The organism is Actinomyces sp. HMT897, from assembly GCF_016626125.1.
Lineage (GTDB): Bacteria > Actinomycetota > Actinomycetes > Actinomycetales > Actinomycetaceae > Actinomyces.
Map to the genome: position 1 here is coordinate 2,881,818 of NZ_CP067336.1, position 16,719 is coordinate 2,898,536.

General features: G+C 72.6%; 10 protein-coding genes. 6 read left to right on the forward strand and 4 right to left on the reverse strand.

The window, feature by feature from the left end; translation table 11 throughout:
• Positions 1-1,445: 1,445 nt before the first annotated feature.
• From JJJ15_RS11195 to rsrA, 4 genes are all read left to right on the forward strand, one after another.
• Entirely contained in the window at positions 1,446-3,041 is a 1,596-nt protein-coding gene (locus JJJ15_RS11195; protein WP_200510788.1) for a TROVE domain-containing protein, read from the forward strand.
• Positions 3,042-3,210: 169 nt separating this feature from the next.
• Complete coding sequence (locus JJJ15_RS11200) at positions 3,211-3,426, forward strand: hypothetical protein (protein ID WP_200510789.1); 216 nt, start codon at positions 3,211-3,213, stop codon at positions 3,424-3,426.
• A 334-nt stretch (positions 3,427-3,760) separates the two neighbouring features.
• Complete coding sequence (locus JJJ15_RS11205; protein WP_348641475.1) at positions 3,761-4,534, forward strand: sigma-70 family RNA polymerase sigma factor; 774 nt, start codon at positions 3,761-3,763, stop codon at positions 4,532-4,534.
• On the forward strand, positions 4,534-4,914 hold the full coding sequence (gene rsrA, locus JJJ15_RS11210) for a mycothiol system anti-sigma-R factor (RefSeq protein WP_200510790.1): 381 nt from the start codon (positions 4,534-4,536) through the stop codon (positions 4,912-4,914). The genes JJJ15_RS11205 and rsrA overlap by 1 nt, the downstream gene beginning before the upstream one ends.
• Positions 4,915-5,181: 267 nt before the next feature.
• Here the strand turns inward: rsrA and JJJ15_RS11215 are convergent, their stop codons facing one another.
• The 4 genes from JJJ15_RS11215 to JJJ15_RS11230 form a co-directional block, all read right to left on the reverse strand.
• Positions 5,182-7,647 carry a hypothetical protein gene (locus JJJ15_RS11215; protein WP_200510791.1) on the reverse strand — a complete coding sequence of 822 codons (2,466 nt, stop codon included), beginning with the start codon at positions 7,645-7,647 and terminating at the stop codon, positions 5,182-5,184.
• A 508-nt stretch (positions 7,648-8,155) separates the two neighbouring features.
• Complete coding sequence (locus JJJ15_RS11220; protein ID WP_200510792.1) at positions 8,156-8,839, reverse strand: copper homeostasis protein CutC; 684 nt, start codon at positions 8,837-8,839, stop codon at positions 8,156-8,158.
• A gap of 83 nt (positions 8,840-8,922) precedes the next feature.
• On the reverse strand, positions 8,923-9,507 hold the full coding sequence (locus tag JJJ15_RS11225) for a GDSL-type esterase/lipase family protein (protein WP_106108725.1): 585 nt from the start codon (positions 9,505-9,507) through the stop codon (positions 8,923-8,925).
• 125 nt (positions 9,508-9,632) lie between these two features.
• Positions 9,633-13,562: a multifunctional oxoglutarate decarboxylase/oxoglutarate dehydrogenase thiamine pyrophosphate-binding subunit/dihydrolipoyllysine-residue succinyltransferase subunit gene (locus tag JJJ15_RS11230; protein WP_281433024.1), complete on the reverse strand. Its 3,930-nt coding sequence runs from the start codon at positions 13,560-13,562 to the stop codon at positions 9,633-9,635.
• A 505-nt stretch (positions 13,563-14,067) separates the two neighbouring features.
• Between JJJ15_RS11230 and JJJ15_RS11235 the strand changes: the two genes are divergently transcribed.
• Both JJJ15_RS11235 and JJJ15_RS11240 read left to right on the forward strand, forming a co-directional pair.
• Positions 14,068-15,435: a hemolysin family protein gene (locus tag JJJ15_RS11235; protein WP_200510793.1), complete on the forward strand. Its 1,368-nt coding sequence runs from the start codon at positions 14,068-14,070 to the stop codon at positions 15,433-15,435.
• Positions 15,432-16,532: a hemolysin family protein gene (locus JJJ15_RS11240; protein WP_200510794.1), complete on the forward strand. Its 1,101-nt coding sequence runs from the start codon at positions 15,432-15,434 to the stop codon at positions 16,530-16,532. Before JJJ15_RS11235 ends, JJJ15_RS11240 begins: the two co-directional genes overlap by 4 nt.
• Positions 16,533-16,719 lie beyond the last annotated feature (187 nt).

Here is a 16,719-nt window from a genome sequence, read left to right on the forward strand (position 1 = left end):
CGGCAGGAGGGTACTTCAGCCAGTCCCCGCCGTTCGTGTCGCCGGCACCCGCGGGGCCCGTGGCGCCGCCGCCGGAGGCGGGGGCCCCACGGTGGTCGCTCTGGCGTGCGCGGGGGACCGTGGCGCCCAGGACGGGGCCAGACCGTGAGCGCCCTGGTGTCGCCAGCGCCCGTGGGGGCCCGGCGTCCGATGGCCCCGCGGGCCGCATCCGCCCTGGTGGCCTCTCGCCGCCCCTGCGCCTGGTCCGTCCCGGCACCGCCGGCGTCCTGCGCTGCCGGGACGGCGGGCGGCACCAGGCCTCTGCGGGCACCCAGGACGAGGGGCACCCAGGACGAGTCCCGTCAAGGGCTTGACATCGTATAGGTGGTACCTCTACACTCGCCTCGTCCGAGCGGGCCGGAAGTGACCGGTTACCGTCGAAAGGACCAGCAGGTCCGGGGTTCGAGTCCCCGTCGGCGCTCGCGCCGGTAGCTCAGTAGGCAGAGCGGCTGGCAGTCCGGTCACGCCCACCATGACCGCCCGGGCCTCACCCCGTCCTCTGAGCCCTTTCTGGCGGGTTGCGTCCTTGATCCACGGCAGGTGCTGGCCTATAATGGTCCCTGCCCGGGCGGGACGAACGAGGGATGGTTATCGTCTCTTAAACGAAACCCAGCTTTCGGGGTTCAAGTCCCTGACACCAGGCTCGTAGCAGAGCGGCTGGTCTCCGCCCCTCAATTTCCACGACCGTCCGGGCCCCACCCCCAGGACACGCCGGGCTTTGACGCCCGCCAGGCGGAGGGGATACACTTGGGCGGTGTCCGGGCGGGCCGGAGATGGCCAGTTATCGCTGCAGGTTGAATCAGTTCAGGTCAGGGGTTCGAGTCCCCTGCGGCGTTACTGCTGTACTCACCGGTACCGCCGTGACCGGTAGTTCAGGCGCAGACGCTTACGTCTTATTCGTCGTTAGCTTAACGGTAGAGCGTTCTGATTCAGTTAGGTGGCCTCGGCCAGCTACCTTTAACGGTCATCACCTTACACGACCGCCCGGACACCACCCTTCTTCTTATCCCCCGGGCCGCACGTCCTGAGCTGATGCTGCCACTGCCCACACGCTCCTCGGCTCCTCCCTGACTCCAGACGTGCAGGGGCTTGCCCGTCAGGAAGGCTGTCGCGGTGAGGCTTGCCCTGCAGGTGTGTAGGGGTCTACACTCCTTGCCGTCGGCACAGACCGGCACCTGCGCGGGTGGCGGCGGGCCGGAGGCTCCCCGGTTATCGACTGGCACAGCTGGGTTCGATTCCCGGCCCTCTTCGGAGGAACTCGGGGACCACACCCACGCCCGCCACCACCCGCGCAGGTCCGCACGGCCGCCGTGCGGTGGGCCAGCTGGCTGCCGGGTGGCGCGCCTGCCGCGGCAGGTACGCAGCCCGGCAGCCGCCCAGGAACAAGTCGTCCGGAAGGGGAGGACGTGGACGTACTGAGGAAGATCAACATCCGGATTACGCCGCAGCAGCAGAAGGCCACCGCCAAGCAGGTGGCCAACTCAGCCGGCGGCTACGTCTTCGCCCTCGACGACGTCGCGCGCCTGCGACGCTTCCTCATCCTGGGCGTGGACGGCGGCACCTACTACACCAGCGCCCAGAGTCTGGCCGTTGACAACGTCAAGGTCCTGGAGCGCCTGGCCTCCGAGGACCCGCGCACCCTGGTCGACACGATCGTGCAGGTCTCGACCAGCGGCGCGGCGCCAAGGCAGAACCCGGCCCTGTTCGCCCTGGCCTACGCCACCTCCGTGCCGCAGTCCCGCGACGCCGCCCTGGCCGCGCTGCCCCAGGTCGCCCGCACCGGCTCGCACCTGTTCACCTTCGCCCGCTACGTCGAGCAGTTCCGCGGCTGGGGGCGCGGCCTGCGCCGTGCCGTCGGCTCCTGGTACACCGGCCGCGACGCCGACAGCCTCGCCTACCAGGCGGTCAAGTACCGTCAGCGCGAGGGCTGGAGCCACCGCGACCTGCTGCGCCTGGCGCACCCGCGCACCGACGACGCCGGCCTGCGCGCCACCTTCGACTGGATCGCCCACGCCGGCCTCGGGGAGGCGACCCCCGCCCTCATTGAGGGCTTCGTCAAGGCGCAGCAGGCCACCGACGCCGACGCCTGGGCGCGGATCGTCCGCGACTACCGCCTGACCTGGGAGATGCTGCCCACCGCCGCGCTGACCCAGCCCGTGGTGTGGGAGGCCCTGCTCGACGTCGGCGTGCCCATGACCGCCCTCATACGCCAGCTGCCGCGCCTGACCCGCCTGGGACTGCTGCCCGCGATCGGCGGGCGCACCCAGGAGGTCTGCGCGCAGCTGACCGACGCCAAGCGCCTGCGGGCCGCTCGTGTGCACCCGGTGAACGTGCTGGTCGCCCAGCGCACCTACGCCTCAGGTACCTCCTACCGCGGCACCACGAAGTGGACCCCCACGACCAAGGTCACCGACGCCCTGGACGCGGCCTTCTACGCGGCCTTCGGCGCGGTGGAGCCCTCAGGCAAGCGCACCATGCTGGCCCTGGACGTCTCCTGGTCCATGGGCATGTCGATCTCGGGTATGAGGATCAGCGCCCGGGAGGCCTCAGCGGCCCTGGCCCTGGTGCAGCTGGCCACCGAGCCGGAGGCGGTGGCCTACGGCTTCTCCGACGCCGGTAGCGGCATGTGGAGCGATTCCGCCCTGACCCAGCTGGACATCTCCCCGCGGCGCCGTCTCGACGACGCCCTGGCCGCGGTGGACGCCATGGACTTCGGCGGCACCGACTGCGCGCTGCCCATGCTGTACGCCATCAAGCAGGAGCTGGAGGTGGAGACCTTCGTGGTCTACACCGACAACGAGACGTGGGACGGCGAGGTGCACCCCTACCAGGCGCTGCAGCGCTACCGGGAGCGCAGCGGCATTGACGCGCGGCTCATTGTGGTCGGCATGACCTCCACGGGCTTCTCCATCGCCGACCCGGACGACCCGGGCATGCTCGACGTCGTCGGCTTCGACGCGGCGGTACCGAGCCTCATCGCGGAGTTCGCCCGTGGCCTCTGACCCGCTGAGTGGTGTACGTACCAGGGGGGTGGCCGTCCTGGTAGAGGACGGCCACCCCCCTGGCGCCCGGCGTGCTGCCTCAACGGTCCGCGGCCACGCCGACGTGGATGGTCCCGGCCGTGCCCGGGGCGGCGGTCAGGGCATCCTGCGGGACCGTGCGCCCCGCAGGGTGGGCAGCTCTGACCCCCTGGCGGCACGCGCTGCCGAGCTGCATACCAGGGCCCTCGAGGCCGACGCCCTCGCCGCCCGGTACCGGAGTGAGCGTGACGCGCTCATCTGGCGGCTGCGGGCCGACGAGCCGGGGCGCTGGTCCTACACGGCCCTCGCCCGGGCCCTGGGCTGCAGCCGCGAGCTCATTGCCCAGATCGTGCGCCGGGCCCAGTAGGGCAGGCGGCCAGGCGGCGCCAGGACCGACGCCGGTCGCAGCGGTGAGGGGCGACCAGCTGAGCAGGTCCCGTGGTCGGTGCGCGCCGGAGCCGGGCTCGGTACACGGACGGGGAATGAAACCGGGGTGAGTGCCGGTTGGCCAGGGTATGAGCGTGAACCACCCCTCCGGGCCGCCAGCGCCCCCGCGGCCTGCCACCTCCCGCCCCGCCTCCGGGACCCGGGCGGGGCGACCGGGGCAGCCAGGCAGGCGTCCGGGCCGACGCGCCACCCGCAGGGGGCGGTACGGCGGGTGCGGCCGACCAGGGCCGGGACCGCTAGGCTCGTGGGTGATGATGCCTACCAAGGACCAGACAGACCAGACCACCCCCGACGAGGTGGTCGATCCCCGGGACCCCGACGCCCCTGCCACCATGGGCGGGGACGTCACCGGCGGGGCCGACGCCCTGGTCGGTGCCCAGGGGGACGCCGGTGGCGCCGCGGACGCCGCCACCCACCAGGACGCTGACGTCCTGGACCGGGCCCCGGCCGACGAGGACGAGGCCGCCCGCGCAGCCAGGTTCGAGGTCGAGGCCATGCCCTACCTCGACCAGCTCTACGGCGCCGCCATGCGCATGACCCGCAACCCGGCCGACGCCGAGGACCTGGTCCAGGACACCTACGTGCGGGCCTTCGCCTCCTTCCACCAGTACCGCCCGGGAACCAACCTCAAGGCCTGGCTGTACCGGATCCTGACCAACACCTTTATTAACTCCTACCGCAGGAGGCAGCGTCAGCCGCTCCAGACCGACGCCGACGCGGTGGAGGACTGGCAGCTGCACCGGGCCGCCTCCCACGACTCGGTGGGCCTGCCCAGCGCCGAGTCCCTGGCCCTGGACGCCCTGCCGGACTCCGACATCAAGGACGCGCTGGGCCAGCTCAGCGAGGACCGTCGCCTGGCGGTCTACCTGGCGGACGTCGAGGGCTTCTCCTACAAGGAGATCGCCGAGATTATGGACACCCCGATCGGTACCGTCATGTCACGCCTGCACCGGGGGCGCCGCCAGCTGCGCGGGCTCCTGGCTGACTACGCGCGCGAGTACGGCTACGGGCAGACGGAGGGCAAGTGATGGCACAGGACATGGACCGGCCCGGCAGGACGGCAGGCACGGGCGCCGACCCCGGCTGCTCCTGTGCGGAGGCGCGCGCCCACCTGGAGGCGTTCCTGGACCAGGAGTGCACCGCCGACCTCACCGAGCGCCTGGCCCGGCACGTGGACACCTGCCCGCACTGCTCACAGGTGGCCGACGCCGAGCGGCACCTGCGTGAGATCCTGCGCTCGCGGTGCGCCGAGCAGGCCCCGGCGGCCCTGCGCGAGCGGGTCCGCTGGAGCCTGTCGGTCATGCGCAGCGAGTCGGTGACGGTCTCAGCGGTCAGGACCACTGGCACTAAGGGAGTGGTGGGTACGACGGTGACCGCCGTGGAGAGCGTCACCTACCGGCACCCCTAAAGCGCGGGGCCGCGCTCTCGCGGCCACCAGCCGCGGGCCGCACCCCGCCCCCGCCGCGGGCCCCGCCCCCAGGGTGCCAGGACGAGGGACCAGGCGGAGCCGGTCTGTGCCCTTAGCGGTGACTGGGGCAGGCGGCGGGCCGTGTCACCTTAACGGGCTGGCCCCGCCCGGGGCCGGGGGCGTCCGGACCAGGTGTGCCTTGGGGAAGACCTGGACGCACCCGACCCGGGGGAGGGCGCTGAACCTGACCCCCGGAGGCCCCGGACGTCAGTCTGCGACGAATACTCCGTCCTGGACCACGGTAAAGGCCCCGGACTCGTCAGTGCGCAGGAGGAAAGAGCTCTCCGAGTAACTACCATCCGTCGGGTTGGGGCTATTGTCTACTAGACAGATGAAATCCCCTGGCTGCACCTTGTTGCTGTATGTGATCGTGGTGACTTTGCGAGATACACCATTCACCTTCATGGGTGTTGTGTAGTCTGTGAATGCTTTGGTGTTGTCTAGGGGCGGGAATATGGTACAACCGGTGATATACCTGCCCGGCTTGGCGATGACAAAACGTGCCGAATAAGGAGTGGGACCGAAGTGCGGCAACTGAATAGTCTTGAGGAGCTCGGGATCCGTTATATCCGCCACGGCGTCGTCCTCCCCGGCGGCGACGTGGTCGTACCAGGTCTGGACGGCCTTGGTGCTGGGCGGACGCACGGTGCCGCGCGGCACCGTATAGGACAGGTCGATCCGGGTGAACGCGGTGCCGTCCCAGATGTAGGCCAGGTGCGCCGTGGCGCTGCGGGCGGCGGAGTGGGTGATGGAGTCGTCCCCGTAGATACCGAGGCCCGGCAGGTCGAAGGTGACCGTGGAGCCAATGACCTCCAGGTTCTGGACCAGGGCGTCGGGCAGGCGCCCGCCGACGTTGTAGCCGTCCTGGTCGATGCTGGCCAGCAGGGACAGGGAGGAGTCGTACAGGCCGATGGAGTTGTACGTGTAGGGGCTCCCCGTGTTGCAGCTCATGGCCACCAGGTTGAGGGTCCGGCCCTGGTGCACCAGGGGCAGGACCGTCTTGATCGTGGCAAAGGGCGGGATATTGGGGTTGCGGCTGGCGCTCCCGTCGCTGAAGGTGACCTGTCCTGAGCTGGGGACGCCGCTGAGGCCGTTCAGCCACGTCCGGCAGTACCCGGGCAGCTCCAGGGTGGCGTCCTTAATGTCCTCCATGGTCAGGCCCGGGTCCGGGGTGGAGACGGGGCCCGGGGTGGGCGTCGCGGCGTCGGCGCCAAAGACCGCCGAGGTCAGCCGGGAGCCGTCCTCCACCAGCAGGGTGTCGCCGTCCATGGCCCAGCTGGCCACCTGAGCCGGGACGTTCCAGGTGGTCTGGCCGGTGCGGGCGTCCACCCCGTAGACGCCGTCGGCCCGGGCCAGCACCAGTGTGCTCCCGCGCAGCTGGAGCAGGGGGGCGCTGTCCGTCCCCATGGCGTTGAGATCGGCCTCCGTGGACGACAATGACAGGGACCACAGGGTCTTGGAGCCCTCGGTGGCGGTGATGTCGGTGCCCTGGGAGCACAGCTGGACGGTGGTGGTGTCCACGGTCCGGCCCGCCAGGAGGGTGTCGACCTGGGCCTGCGCGCACCAGGCGGGCCTGCTGGAGGAGCCTGCGGCTCTGGTGAAGACGGTGTCCTGGTCCGCGGGCTGGTCCGAGGTGTCGGTGACCGGCTCCTGGTCGGCGGTGACCGTGCCGTCGGACACGGAGATACGCAGGGTGCCGCAGGTCAGGGAGGAGCCGTCAACGGCGCAGCTGGTGGTCGCCGGCGGCAGGGGCACGGCCCACTGCAGCGAGCTGCCCTCAGGCGGCAGGGCCACCACGACGTCCCGGGAGCCGTTGGTCATCCGGGCCACGGTGGTGCCCTCGACGGTGGCCAGCGTCTGGGAGGAGTCGCCGTCGTTGAGACGGCGCAGGTGGTAGTCGTGCAGCGCCTCCAGGCTGGCGGAGGCCCTGACCGCGGGCACGAGGCCGGAGGACCGGGAGGCGGTCGGCAGGGACAGGAACCAGCCGCCGCCGACACCCAGTGCCAGGCAGAGCACCATGCTGCAGGCGATGACCGCGATACGCCTGCGGCTGTAACGCCCCCGGCGACGTCCTGACCGCCTGCCCGGCGTCAGCGTGCCGGTCAGTGCGGCGTTCAGGGCCGGGTCCGTGCTGGCGGGCACCGCGCTGACCGGGGCGCCGGCTGAGTCGGTCGCGGCGGGGGCGGCGCTGAGGGAGTCCGTCCCCGCCGCCCCCGCCGCCTCTGCCGACGTGGAGGCGGCAGGTGCGGCCCCCGCCGGTGAGGTGGCAGCTGGCGCCTTGCCACCGGGAGGCTGCGGCCCGTCAGGATGCTGTGGCGAGGAGGCCGACGGCGCGTTGACGTCCGGGCCCTGGGCACTGACCTGGGCGCTGAGCTCGCCGGCGTGGACGGTGTCCTCCTCGCCGGTGGCCTCACCGGCCGGGGCCTGGAGTGGGTCCGGTGGGCCCTGGATCACGGACTCCGCCAGGCGCGCCTGGGCGGCCTGGGCGATCTGCGGGTCAGGGCTGGAGGCCAGCCAACGGACCAGGTCCTCGTAGGTGGCGGGGTTCGTGGCCAGCGCCAGGTGCAGGTCGGGACGCTCGGCAGCCAGCCGGGCGAGCTCGGTGACAGGGGTCTGGGGGTCGGCGGCCGCGCGGGCGTCGTCATCGGCGGGTGGGGAGGGCTCCTCGCTCATAGGGGACATTATCGGCGTCCCGGGCCCCTACGACGCCCATATACGCGGGTCAGTTCCTGCCTCTGACGTCATTTGTGCACGCCCGACGGTGGAGTGTGCCCGTTCCCACACCGGATCACGGGGGCTGGCTGGCCCCGGTAAACCCGGTTGTGCGAGAATCCCTCGTGTTCCGAGCCCCCTCGTGGGGCCAGTCCAGACACGAGGAGGCAGATATGAGCAAGCGTGGTCGTAAGCGCCGTGCGCGCGCCAAGTCCGCGGCCAACCACGGCAAGCGTCCCAACGCCTGAGCCGGGTCCCGCCGCGTACCCTGAGCAGCACGGCGGCCGGTCACCTCTGGGGGTGACCGGCCGCCGTCGTGTGCCGAGGCGCGTGACCAGCGGGCGCGGAGGCGGGTTCGCTCGGCCCCTGGGACTGATGGCGGGACCAGCAGGTGCGGGAGACGACGCAGCGTCCCCGGGCCAGCTGGTCCGGGCGGGGTGCGCTCCGCCCGTGCTCCGGGGCGGCCCCGCTAGCGTCCTAGGGCCCGCAGGATCGCCCGGACCTGGCCGGGGTCCGTGCCCGTACCGTCCGGGGCGGGGGCGCGCATGTGGACCTCCCTGGCGCCCGTGCGCTCCACCACCTGGGCCACGTTGCCCGCCCGCAGGCCTCCTGAGACCAGGACGGTGATCCGCTCCCCGGCCTGGCGCACCAACCCGGCCAGAGGACCCACCTGGGCCGCGCCGGGGTGGCCCCCGGTGGTCAGCACCCGGTCATAGCCCAGGGCAATAAGCTCCTCCAGGGCCCGCCCCTGGTCGGGCACCTGGTCAAAGGCCCGGTGGAAGGTCAGCGGGGCCGGCCCCGCGGCCTGGCGCAGGGCGTGGGCGGCAGCCGTGTCCACCTGGCCGTCGGCCCGCAGCGCCCCCACCACCAGTCCCAGTCTCACCGGGGCCCGGTGCCCCAGGGCGAGCAGCGAGGTCACGGTCCGGAGCATCTGCCCCACCTCCTGCGGGGAGTAGGTGAAGCCGCCGGGGCGGGGACGGACCAGGACCTGCAGGCCCCCGTCCGGGGCGTGGGCCAGGCACTCGCGCACCAGCCCCAGGGGCGGGGTGAGCCCGCCGCAGGACAGGTCCTGGCACAGCTCGACCCGGTCCGCCCCGGCCCGGCGGGCGACCAGGACCCCCTGAAGGTCCTCTACGCACAGCTCGACGAGCACACCCGCCTCCGCCAGCACGCCAGCCGCCCCCGCCCCCGGGGACGGGAGGGTGCCCTGGGCGGGGCGTCGGGCCCCCTGCCGTCCTACCGGAGCTGGTGCACCCCCAGCCACTCGTACCACCCCCTGTGCAGGACCAGCCAGGCCAGGAGCCCGTAGCCGGCCTGGCCCGGGTACCTCCCGCCTGAGGCGGCCACGTCCGTGCTCCACTGGTCGTGGTTGCGCAGCGGTGCAAAGGTCTCCACAAAGGGGATGCCGCGGCGGTAGCAGACGTCCTCGACGGCGCGCGACAGGGAGGCGGTCGCCTCCAGATCCGCCATAGGCAGCGGGGGAGGACCCACCACCAGGCAGGAGCGGCGCTCCCCCATGGCCTTGTCCACGATATTGGCCACCGCCAGGCGGCTGCGTGCTGGCGATACCCCGGCCATGACGTCGCCCATGCCGATACCCAGGACGAGTCGGTTGGTCCCGGCGTGGGTGGAGCGGGGCACGACCTCCGCCTGCCAGCGCTCGGCCAGCTGCGCCGTCGTCTCCCCGGGGATCGCCAGCGTGGTCCACAGGATGGTGCGCGGGGTGCGGGCCATGACCCGCCCTACCCAGCCCAGGGCGCGCGCGTCCCCGTAGCCGGCTACGAGCTCGTCGCCGACGAAGTGCAGCCTGTCCCCGTCCACGCATCCTCCTGGCTGTCTCTGCGACCCCCGGCCACAGTCTCTCACGCTGGCACCAGCGGGTCGCCAGCAGGCCGACGACGGCCGCCGGCCACGCCTGCGCCGGCCGGGCCTGTGCTGGCCACGCCTCAGGGACGCGCCAGGGCCCGCGCGACCAGGTTGGCCTGGCTGCGCCGGTAGGCCCCGGCCGTACCCACCGCCGGGGCCGCCGCCTCCGGGCGGCAGACGCTCCGCAGCCGCACGGCACCCAGGGACGTGGCGGTCAGGGCGTCAGGCAGGTGGAGCGCCAGGAAGGGCCAGGCTCCCTGGTTGGCGGGCTCGTCCTGGACCCAGGTGACCTCGGCCGGGGCGAAGGGAGCCAGGGCCTGGGCCAGGGAGGCGGCGTCGAGCGGGTAGAGCTGCTCCAGGCGGACCAGGGCGGTACGCACGCCCCCGTCCTGGACCCGCCCCTCCCGGCGCTCCCGCTCAGCCAGCAGGTCGTAGTAGACCCGCCCGGAGCAGACGAGCACCCGCTCCACGTCCCCGGCGTGGGCGAGCACCGCCTCCTGCTCCCCGATGACGGGCTGGAAGGTGCCCGTGGTGAAGTCCTCCACGGCGCTCGCCGCCGCCTTGAGGCGCAGGAGCTGCTTGGGGGTGAAGACGACCAGGGGGCGGCGCGGGCGCCGGTAGGCCTGCTCACGCAGCAGGTGGAAGTGGTTGGCGGGGGTGGAGGGCTGGGCCACCCACAGGTTGTCCTGGGCGCACATCTGCAGGTAGCGCTCGATCCGGGCCGAGGAGTGGTCCGGCCCCTGGCCCTCCTGGCCGTGGGGCAGCAGCATGACCAGGCCGGAGCGCTGCCCCCACTTCTGCGCGGCGGAGGTGACGTACTCGTCGATGACGCTCTGGGCGCCGTTGGCGAAGTCCCCGAACTGGGCCTCCCACACGGTCAGCCCCTCGGGGCGCTCCACGGAGTAGCCGTACTCAAAGGCCAGGGCCGCGTACTCGCTGAGCAGGGAGTCGTAGATCTCCAGGGGCGCCTGGTCGGGGGTCAGGAAGCTCAGGGGGGTCCACTCGGCCCCCGACTCGTGGTCGTGCAGGACGGCGTGGCGCTGGGCGAAGGTGGCACGCCGAGCGTCCTCCCCGGCCAGGCGCACCGGCACCCCCTCCATGAGCAGGCTGCCCAGGGCGATGAGCTCGCCCAGGCCCCAGTCGATCCCGCCCTCGCGGCTGGCGGCCTGACGCCGCTCCAGCATGGTGCGCAGTTTGGGGTGGACGGCAAAGCCCCGGGGCCAGGCCACCTGGGCGTCGCCGACGCGCTGGACCACGGCGCGGTCCACGGCGGAGGTCCAGCCGATCATCATGCCGGCCCCGGCCTCCTGGCTGGAGGTCACCTCCAGGCTGGAGCGGGGCACACCCACCTGCGTGGGGTCGTTGAGGTCCGTGGGCTCCTCGGGGCCCGGTGCCGGCCCCGAGGCGGCGTGGTGCTCCCGGGTCTCGGTGAGGATCCGCTCCAGCTCCTCGTGGTAGGAACGGGTAATGGCCTGGGCCTGCTCGGGCGTGATCTCCCCGCGCCCCACCAGGTCGGTGGTGTAGACCTCGCGCGTGGAGGGCAGGGAGTCAATGAGACGGTACATGACCGGCTGGGTCATTGAGGGGTCGTCACCCTCGTTGTGGCCCCGGCGCCGGTAGCAGATAATGTCGATAATGACGTCCTTGTGGAAGGCCGCCCGGTACTCGTAGGCGCGGCGGGCGGCGCGCGCCACCGTCTCGGGGTCGTCGGCGTTGACGTGGAAGATCGGCACCTGCAGCCCCTTGGCCAGGTCCGTGGCGTAGGTGGTGGAGCGCGCCGCCGCGGCCCCCGTGGTGAACCCGATCTGGTTGTTGACAATGACGTGGACGGTCCCGCCGGTGCGGTAGGCGGGCAGCTGGCTCATGTTGAGGGTCTCGTAGACCACCCCCTGCCCGGCGAAGGCCGCGTCACCGTGGACCAGGACCGGCATGACCGTGTACCCTTTCTCACCCAGGCCGATACGGTCCTGCTTGGCGCGTACGATCCCCTCCACGACGCCGTCGACCGTCTCCAGGTGGGAGGGGTTGGCGGCCAGGGACACCCGGGTGCTCACCCCGTCGGTGCCGGTGAACGTCCCGGCCGTGCCCAGGTGGTACTTGACGTCCCCGGTGCCTGCGCCCTCGATGACGGCGTTGCCGTCGAACTCGTCAAAGACCTGGCTGTAGGACTTCCCCGCGATATTGGTCAGCACGTTGAGCCGGCCGCGGTGGGCCATGCCGATGACCACCTCGTCCAGGCCGTCGTGGGCCGCGGCGTCCAGGAGCCGGTCCAGGGCCACGATGAGGGACTCCCCGCCCTCGAGGCTGAAACGCTTCTGGCCCACGTACTTGGTCTGCAGGAAGGTCTCAAAGGCCTCGGCCTGGCCCAGCTTGGTCAGGATCCGACGGCGCTCGCCGGCCCCCACCGCGGACCACTCGCCCTCCAGGCGCTCCTGCCACCAGCGGCGCTGCGCCGGGTCCTGGATGTGCATGTACTCAATGCCCGCGGTGCGGCAGTAGGCCTGGCGCAGGCGGTCCAGGATCTGGCGCAGCGTGGCCCGCTCGGTGCCGCCCAGGCCCCCGGTGGGGAAGGTGCGGTCCAGGTCCCACAGGCTCAGCCCGTAGGAGGAGATGTCCAGGTCCGGGTGACGGCGCTGGCGGTAGGTCAGGGGGTCGGTGTCCGCCGCGAGGTGCCCGCGCTGGCGGAAGGCGTGGATGAGCTCGGCCACCCGGGCTGGCTTGCCGGTCTCCAGCTCGGGGTCGTAGGTGGCGTCCCGGGCCCAGATAACGGGCTCGTGGGGGATGCGCAGGGACTTAAAGGCCCGCTCCCAGAACCCGTCCAGCCCCAGGAGCTTGCGCTCCACCAGGCGCAGGAACTCCCCGGACGCCGCGCCCTGGATGACCCGGTGGTCGTAGGTGGAGGTCAGGGTCACCGTCTTGCCGATCCCCGCGCGGGCCAGGGTCTGCTCGCTGGCCCCTGCCAGGGCCGCCGGGTAGGCCATGGAGCCCACCCCCACAATGAGGCCCTGACCGGGCATGAGACGCGGCACCGAGTGCAGGGTGCCGATCATGCCGGGGTTGGTCAGGGTCACCGTGGTGCCCCGGAAGTCCTCCACCTCCAGGCGGCCCGTGCGCGCCCGGGCCACCAGGTCCTCGTAGGCGGAGACGAAGCCGTCCAGGTCCAGCAGGTCGGCGCGCTTGATGCTGGGTACCAGCAGGCGGCGCTCACCGCGTGCCCCCGGCACGTCGACGGCCAGGCCGAAGGCCACGTGCGCGGGCTCGCGCAACGCCGGACGACCCTGCTCGTCCAGGGCGTAGGAGACGTTCACGGCCGGCATCTCGACCAGCGACTCCACCACGGCCCAGCCAATGAGGTGGGTGAAGGAGATCTTGCCGCCGCGGGTGTGGGCCAGGTGGTTGTTGATGACCGACCGGTTCTCAATGAGGACCTTGGCAGGCACGGCCCGGGCCGAGGTCGCCGTCGGGATCGCCAGGGAGGACTCCATATTGGCCGCCGTGCGGGCGGCGGCCCCCTTAAGACGGGTGCTGGTGTCGGCGCAGGCGCCGTCCTCCGGGGAGGGGGCGTGCGGGTGGGGCAGGCGCCGTACGTAGGGCGAGGTGGGCGGGGCGGTGTCCGACGCCGGGGCCAGCGGCAGGTCCGAGCGGGTGACGTCCTGGACGGTGCCGGCCCCCCGGCGCAGGACGGACCCGGGACGGCCCCCCGACCCCGGGACGGCGGGGTCGGGGGTGCGCACGGTGCGGGGGAGGGGGGCCACGGTGCCGGCACCGTCGGCCGGCCGGGAGGCGGGCTCCGGGGCGAGGTCCGAGGCTCCGGCCCTGACCAGGGCGGGGACCTCGTCGTCCCCGGTCCGGGGTGGTGGTGTGGCGGCCGGGTCCCCGCCCTCAAAGAGGGCACGCCACTGGGGTGAGACGGAGCCCGGGTCAGCCTGCCAGGCCTCGTGCATCTCCTCCACCATCCACTTGTTGGCGCCGAAGGCGGACTCCCAGGAACCGGTGACGTTGCTCGACACAGCTCGAAACTCCTCAACTGGTCTTGTGGTTCGGCGGCACGAGGCGGCCTGGTGGCGCGCACCATCTTACGGTCCCCGCCACACGAACCACGCAGGAACAGCGGCTATGTCGCACGGCCGGCGGGGACCGGGTGACGCCGCTGGCGGCATCGGCGGATACCAGGTCTGGGTCGCACGGCCGGCAGGGACCGGGTGACGCCGCTGGCGGCATCGGCGGATACCAGGTCTGGGTCGCACGGCCGGCAGGGGCCGGGTACCGGCCGGGACCCGCGCCATCGGGTGCCTGCCGGAGCGCGGAGCGGAGTTCGCCCAGAGGGTGGGGCGACCCCCTTAGTCGCTCCTGCCTGTCAGGCAGTGACGGTGATAACGTGCAAGGTACTATGCGACAACGCCGCCGAGCCCGCCGACGCTCCGCCAGCCACCCCACGCCCCACGCCGACCGCCCCCACCTCGCGCCCGCCCACCCGGTGCGGTACCCGGGCGCCCCCGCAGGAGGGGACACCCCGTGACCCACGTCCTCATGATCCTCCTGGGCGTCCTGCTCACCGCCGGCACCGCGGTCTTCGTGGCCGCCGAGTTCGCCCTGGTCACCCTGGACCGTGCCACCGTGGAGACCCGGGCCGCCAGCGGGGACCGGCGCGCCGCCCACCTGCGTGGCTCCCTGTCCCGCCTGTCCCTGCTGCTGTCCGGGGCGCAGGCCGGGGTCACGCTGACCACGGTCCTGCTGGGCTACACGGCCCAGGCCGCGCTCGCGGACCTGCTGAGCCAGGCCCTGGGCCCTCTCCTGGGGACGGTCGCCGCCGCCACCGCGGGGGTGGCCATCGCCCTGGTGGTGGTCAACGCCTTCTCCATGGTCTTCGGCGAGCTCGTCCCCAAGAACGCCACCCTGGCCGACCCCCTGCGCGCGGCCGGCTACGTGGTGCCCGTCCTGGAGTGGTTCACCGCCCTGACCAAGCCGGTGGTCCTGGCGCTCAACGGCACCGCGAACTGGGTCCTCACCCGCCTGGGCATCACCCCGGCCGAGGAGATCTCGGGCACCCGCAGCGCCGCCGAGCTGGCCGCCCTAGTGCGGCACAGCGCTGAGGAGGGGACCCTGGACGTGTCCACCGCCGCGTTGCTGACCCGTTCCATCGGGGTGGGTCGGCTCACCGCCGTGGACGTCATGACCGACCGCGGGCGCCTGCACACCGTGGACGAGGAGGACACCGCCGCCTCCGTCATCGCCCTGGCCCGCGTCACCGGCCACTCCCGCTTCCCGCTGATCGGCCAGGACGTGGACGACGTGCGCGGTATCGTCCACCTGCGCCGTGCTGTGGCCGTGCCCTACGAACGGCGTCACGAGGTCTCGGCGGCCTCCTCCTCCCTGGTCACCCCCGCCCCCCGGGTACCCGAGACCATGCCCCTGGCCAGCCTGCTGCTGGAGCTGCGCGCCCAGGGCAGCCAGATGGCCGTCGTCGTCGACGAGTACGGGGGTACCGCCGGGGTGGTGACCCTGGAGGACGCCATTGAGGAGATCGTCGGGGATGTGGCGGACGAGCACGACCGCCGTCGTGCCAGCGCGCACGCCACCCACACCGGGGACTGGATCGTCCCGGGCTGGATGCGCCCCGACGAGCTCGCCACGCGCGCGCGCATCCACCTGCCCGACGACGGCCCCTACGAGACCCTCGCCGGCCTGGTCATGACCAGGCTGGGCAGGATCCCCCAGGTGGGGGACGAGGTCAGCGTCGCCCAGGTCGTGCTGCGGGTGGAGGCCATGGAGGGGCGCCGGGTCACCCGCCTGCGGATCGTCCCCACCGCCCCGCCGGACGACGCCGAGAGCGCCCCGGGGCACACGGGCGCCCCCGGTACCACTGGCAGGAGGGGACAGTGAGCTCAGTGGCAGCCCTGATCACGACCGTGCTCCTCCTGGCGGGCAACGCCTTCTTCGTAGGTGCCGAGTTCGCGGTCACCTCCGCGCGGCGCGCCTCCCTGGAGCCCCTGGCCCAGGCGGGTGACAGGCGTGCCCGCACCGCCCTGTGGGCCCTGGAGCACGTCTCACGCATGCTGGCCACCGCCCAGCTCGGCGTCACCCTGTGCTCCACCACCCTGGGCATGGTGGCCGAGCCCGCCATCGCCCACCTCCTGTCCGCCCCGCTCCGGGCCCTGGGGGTGTCGGCCTCCGGGGCCCACGGCGTGGCCGTGGTCCTCGCCCTGCTCCTGGTGGTCTACCTCCACGTCGTGGCCGGTGAGATGGTGCCCAAGAACATCTCCATCTCCTCCCCGGAGAACGCCGCCCGCTGGCTCGCCCCGCCCCTGGTGGCGCTCTCGCGCCTGTTCGGCCCGGTCATTACGGCCCTCAACGGGTACGCCAACTGGCAGCTGCGGATGCTGCGCATTGAGCCGCGCGAGGAGGTCCCGGCCGCCTTCACCGCCCAGGAGGTGGCCTCTATCGTGGAGATGTCCACCGCCGAGGGAGTCCTGGAGGACGACTCCGGCCTGCTGACCGGTGCCCTGGAGTTCTCCGAGGAGACCGCCGGCAGCGTCATGGTGCCCCTGGACCACCTGGTCACCCTGGACGAGGGCTGCACCCCCCAGGACGTGGAGGCCGCGGTGACCGCGACCGGCTTCTCCCGCTTCCCGGTGGTGCGCCGCCCCGCGGCGTCGGCGCCCGCCCCCCAGGAGGCGCCCCAGGAGCAGGCGGCTCCGGTCATTGTCGGCTACCTGCACCTCAAGGACGTGCTGGACGCGGACGGCCCGGCCCGTCACCGTCCGGTCCCCGCCTGGCGGGCCCGGGCCCTGGTCCAGGTGGGCGCGCAGGAGGAGGTCGAGGACGCCCTGGCGGCCATGCAGCGTTCGGGCGCGCACCTGGGCGCGGTCCAGGACGAGACCGGTGCCACTGTCGGCGTCGTCTTCCTGGAGGACATCCTGGAGGAGCTCATTGGTGAGGTGAAGGACTCCATGCAGCGTGACGACCACCAGCGCCGTTAGGGCGACTCGGCCCGTGGAACCCGGCCCGTGGCGGTCCCGGCCGGGCCTGGCGTGCCCGCGGGTCGTCCGCTCCTGCCGCGGGCCCGGCCCGGTGGCCGCCCGTGAGCGGGGACGGCGCGGCGGTCCTGCAGCGGGTGTGAGCAGGAGTCCTGGCGTCCCGGGGCGTACCTGGCTACTCTAGGAGGTG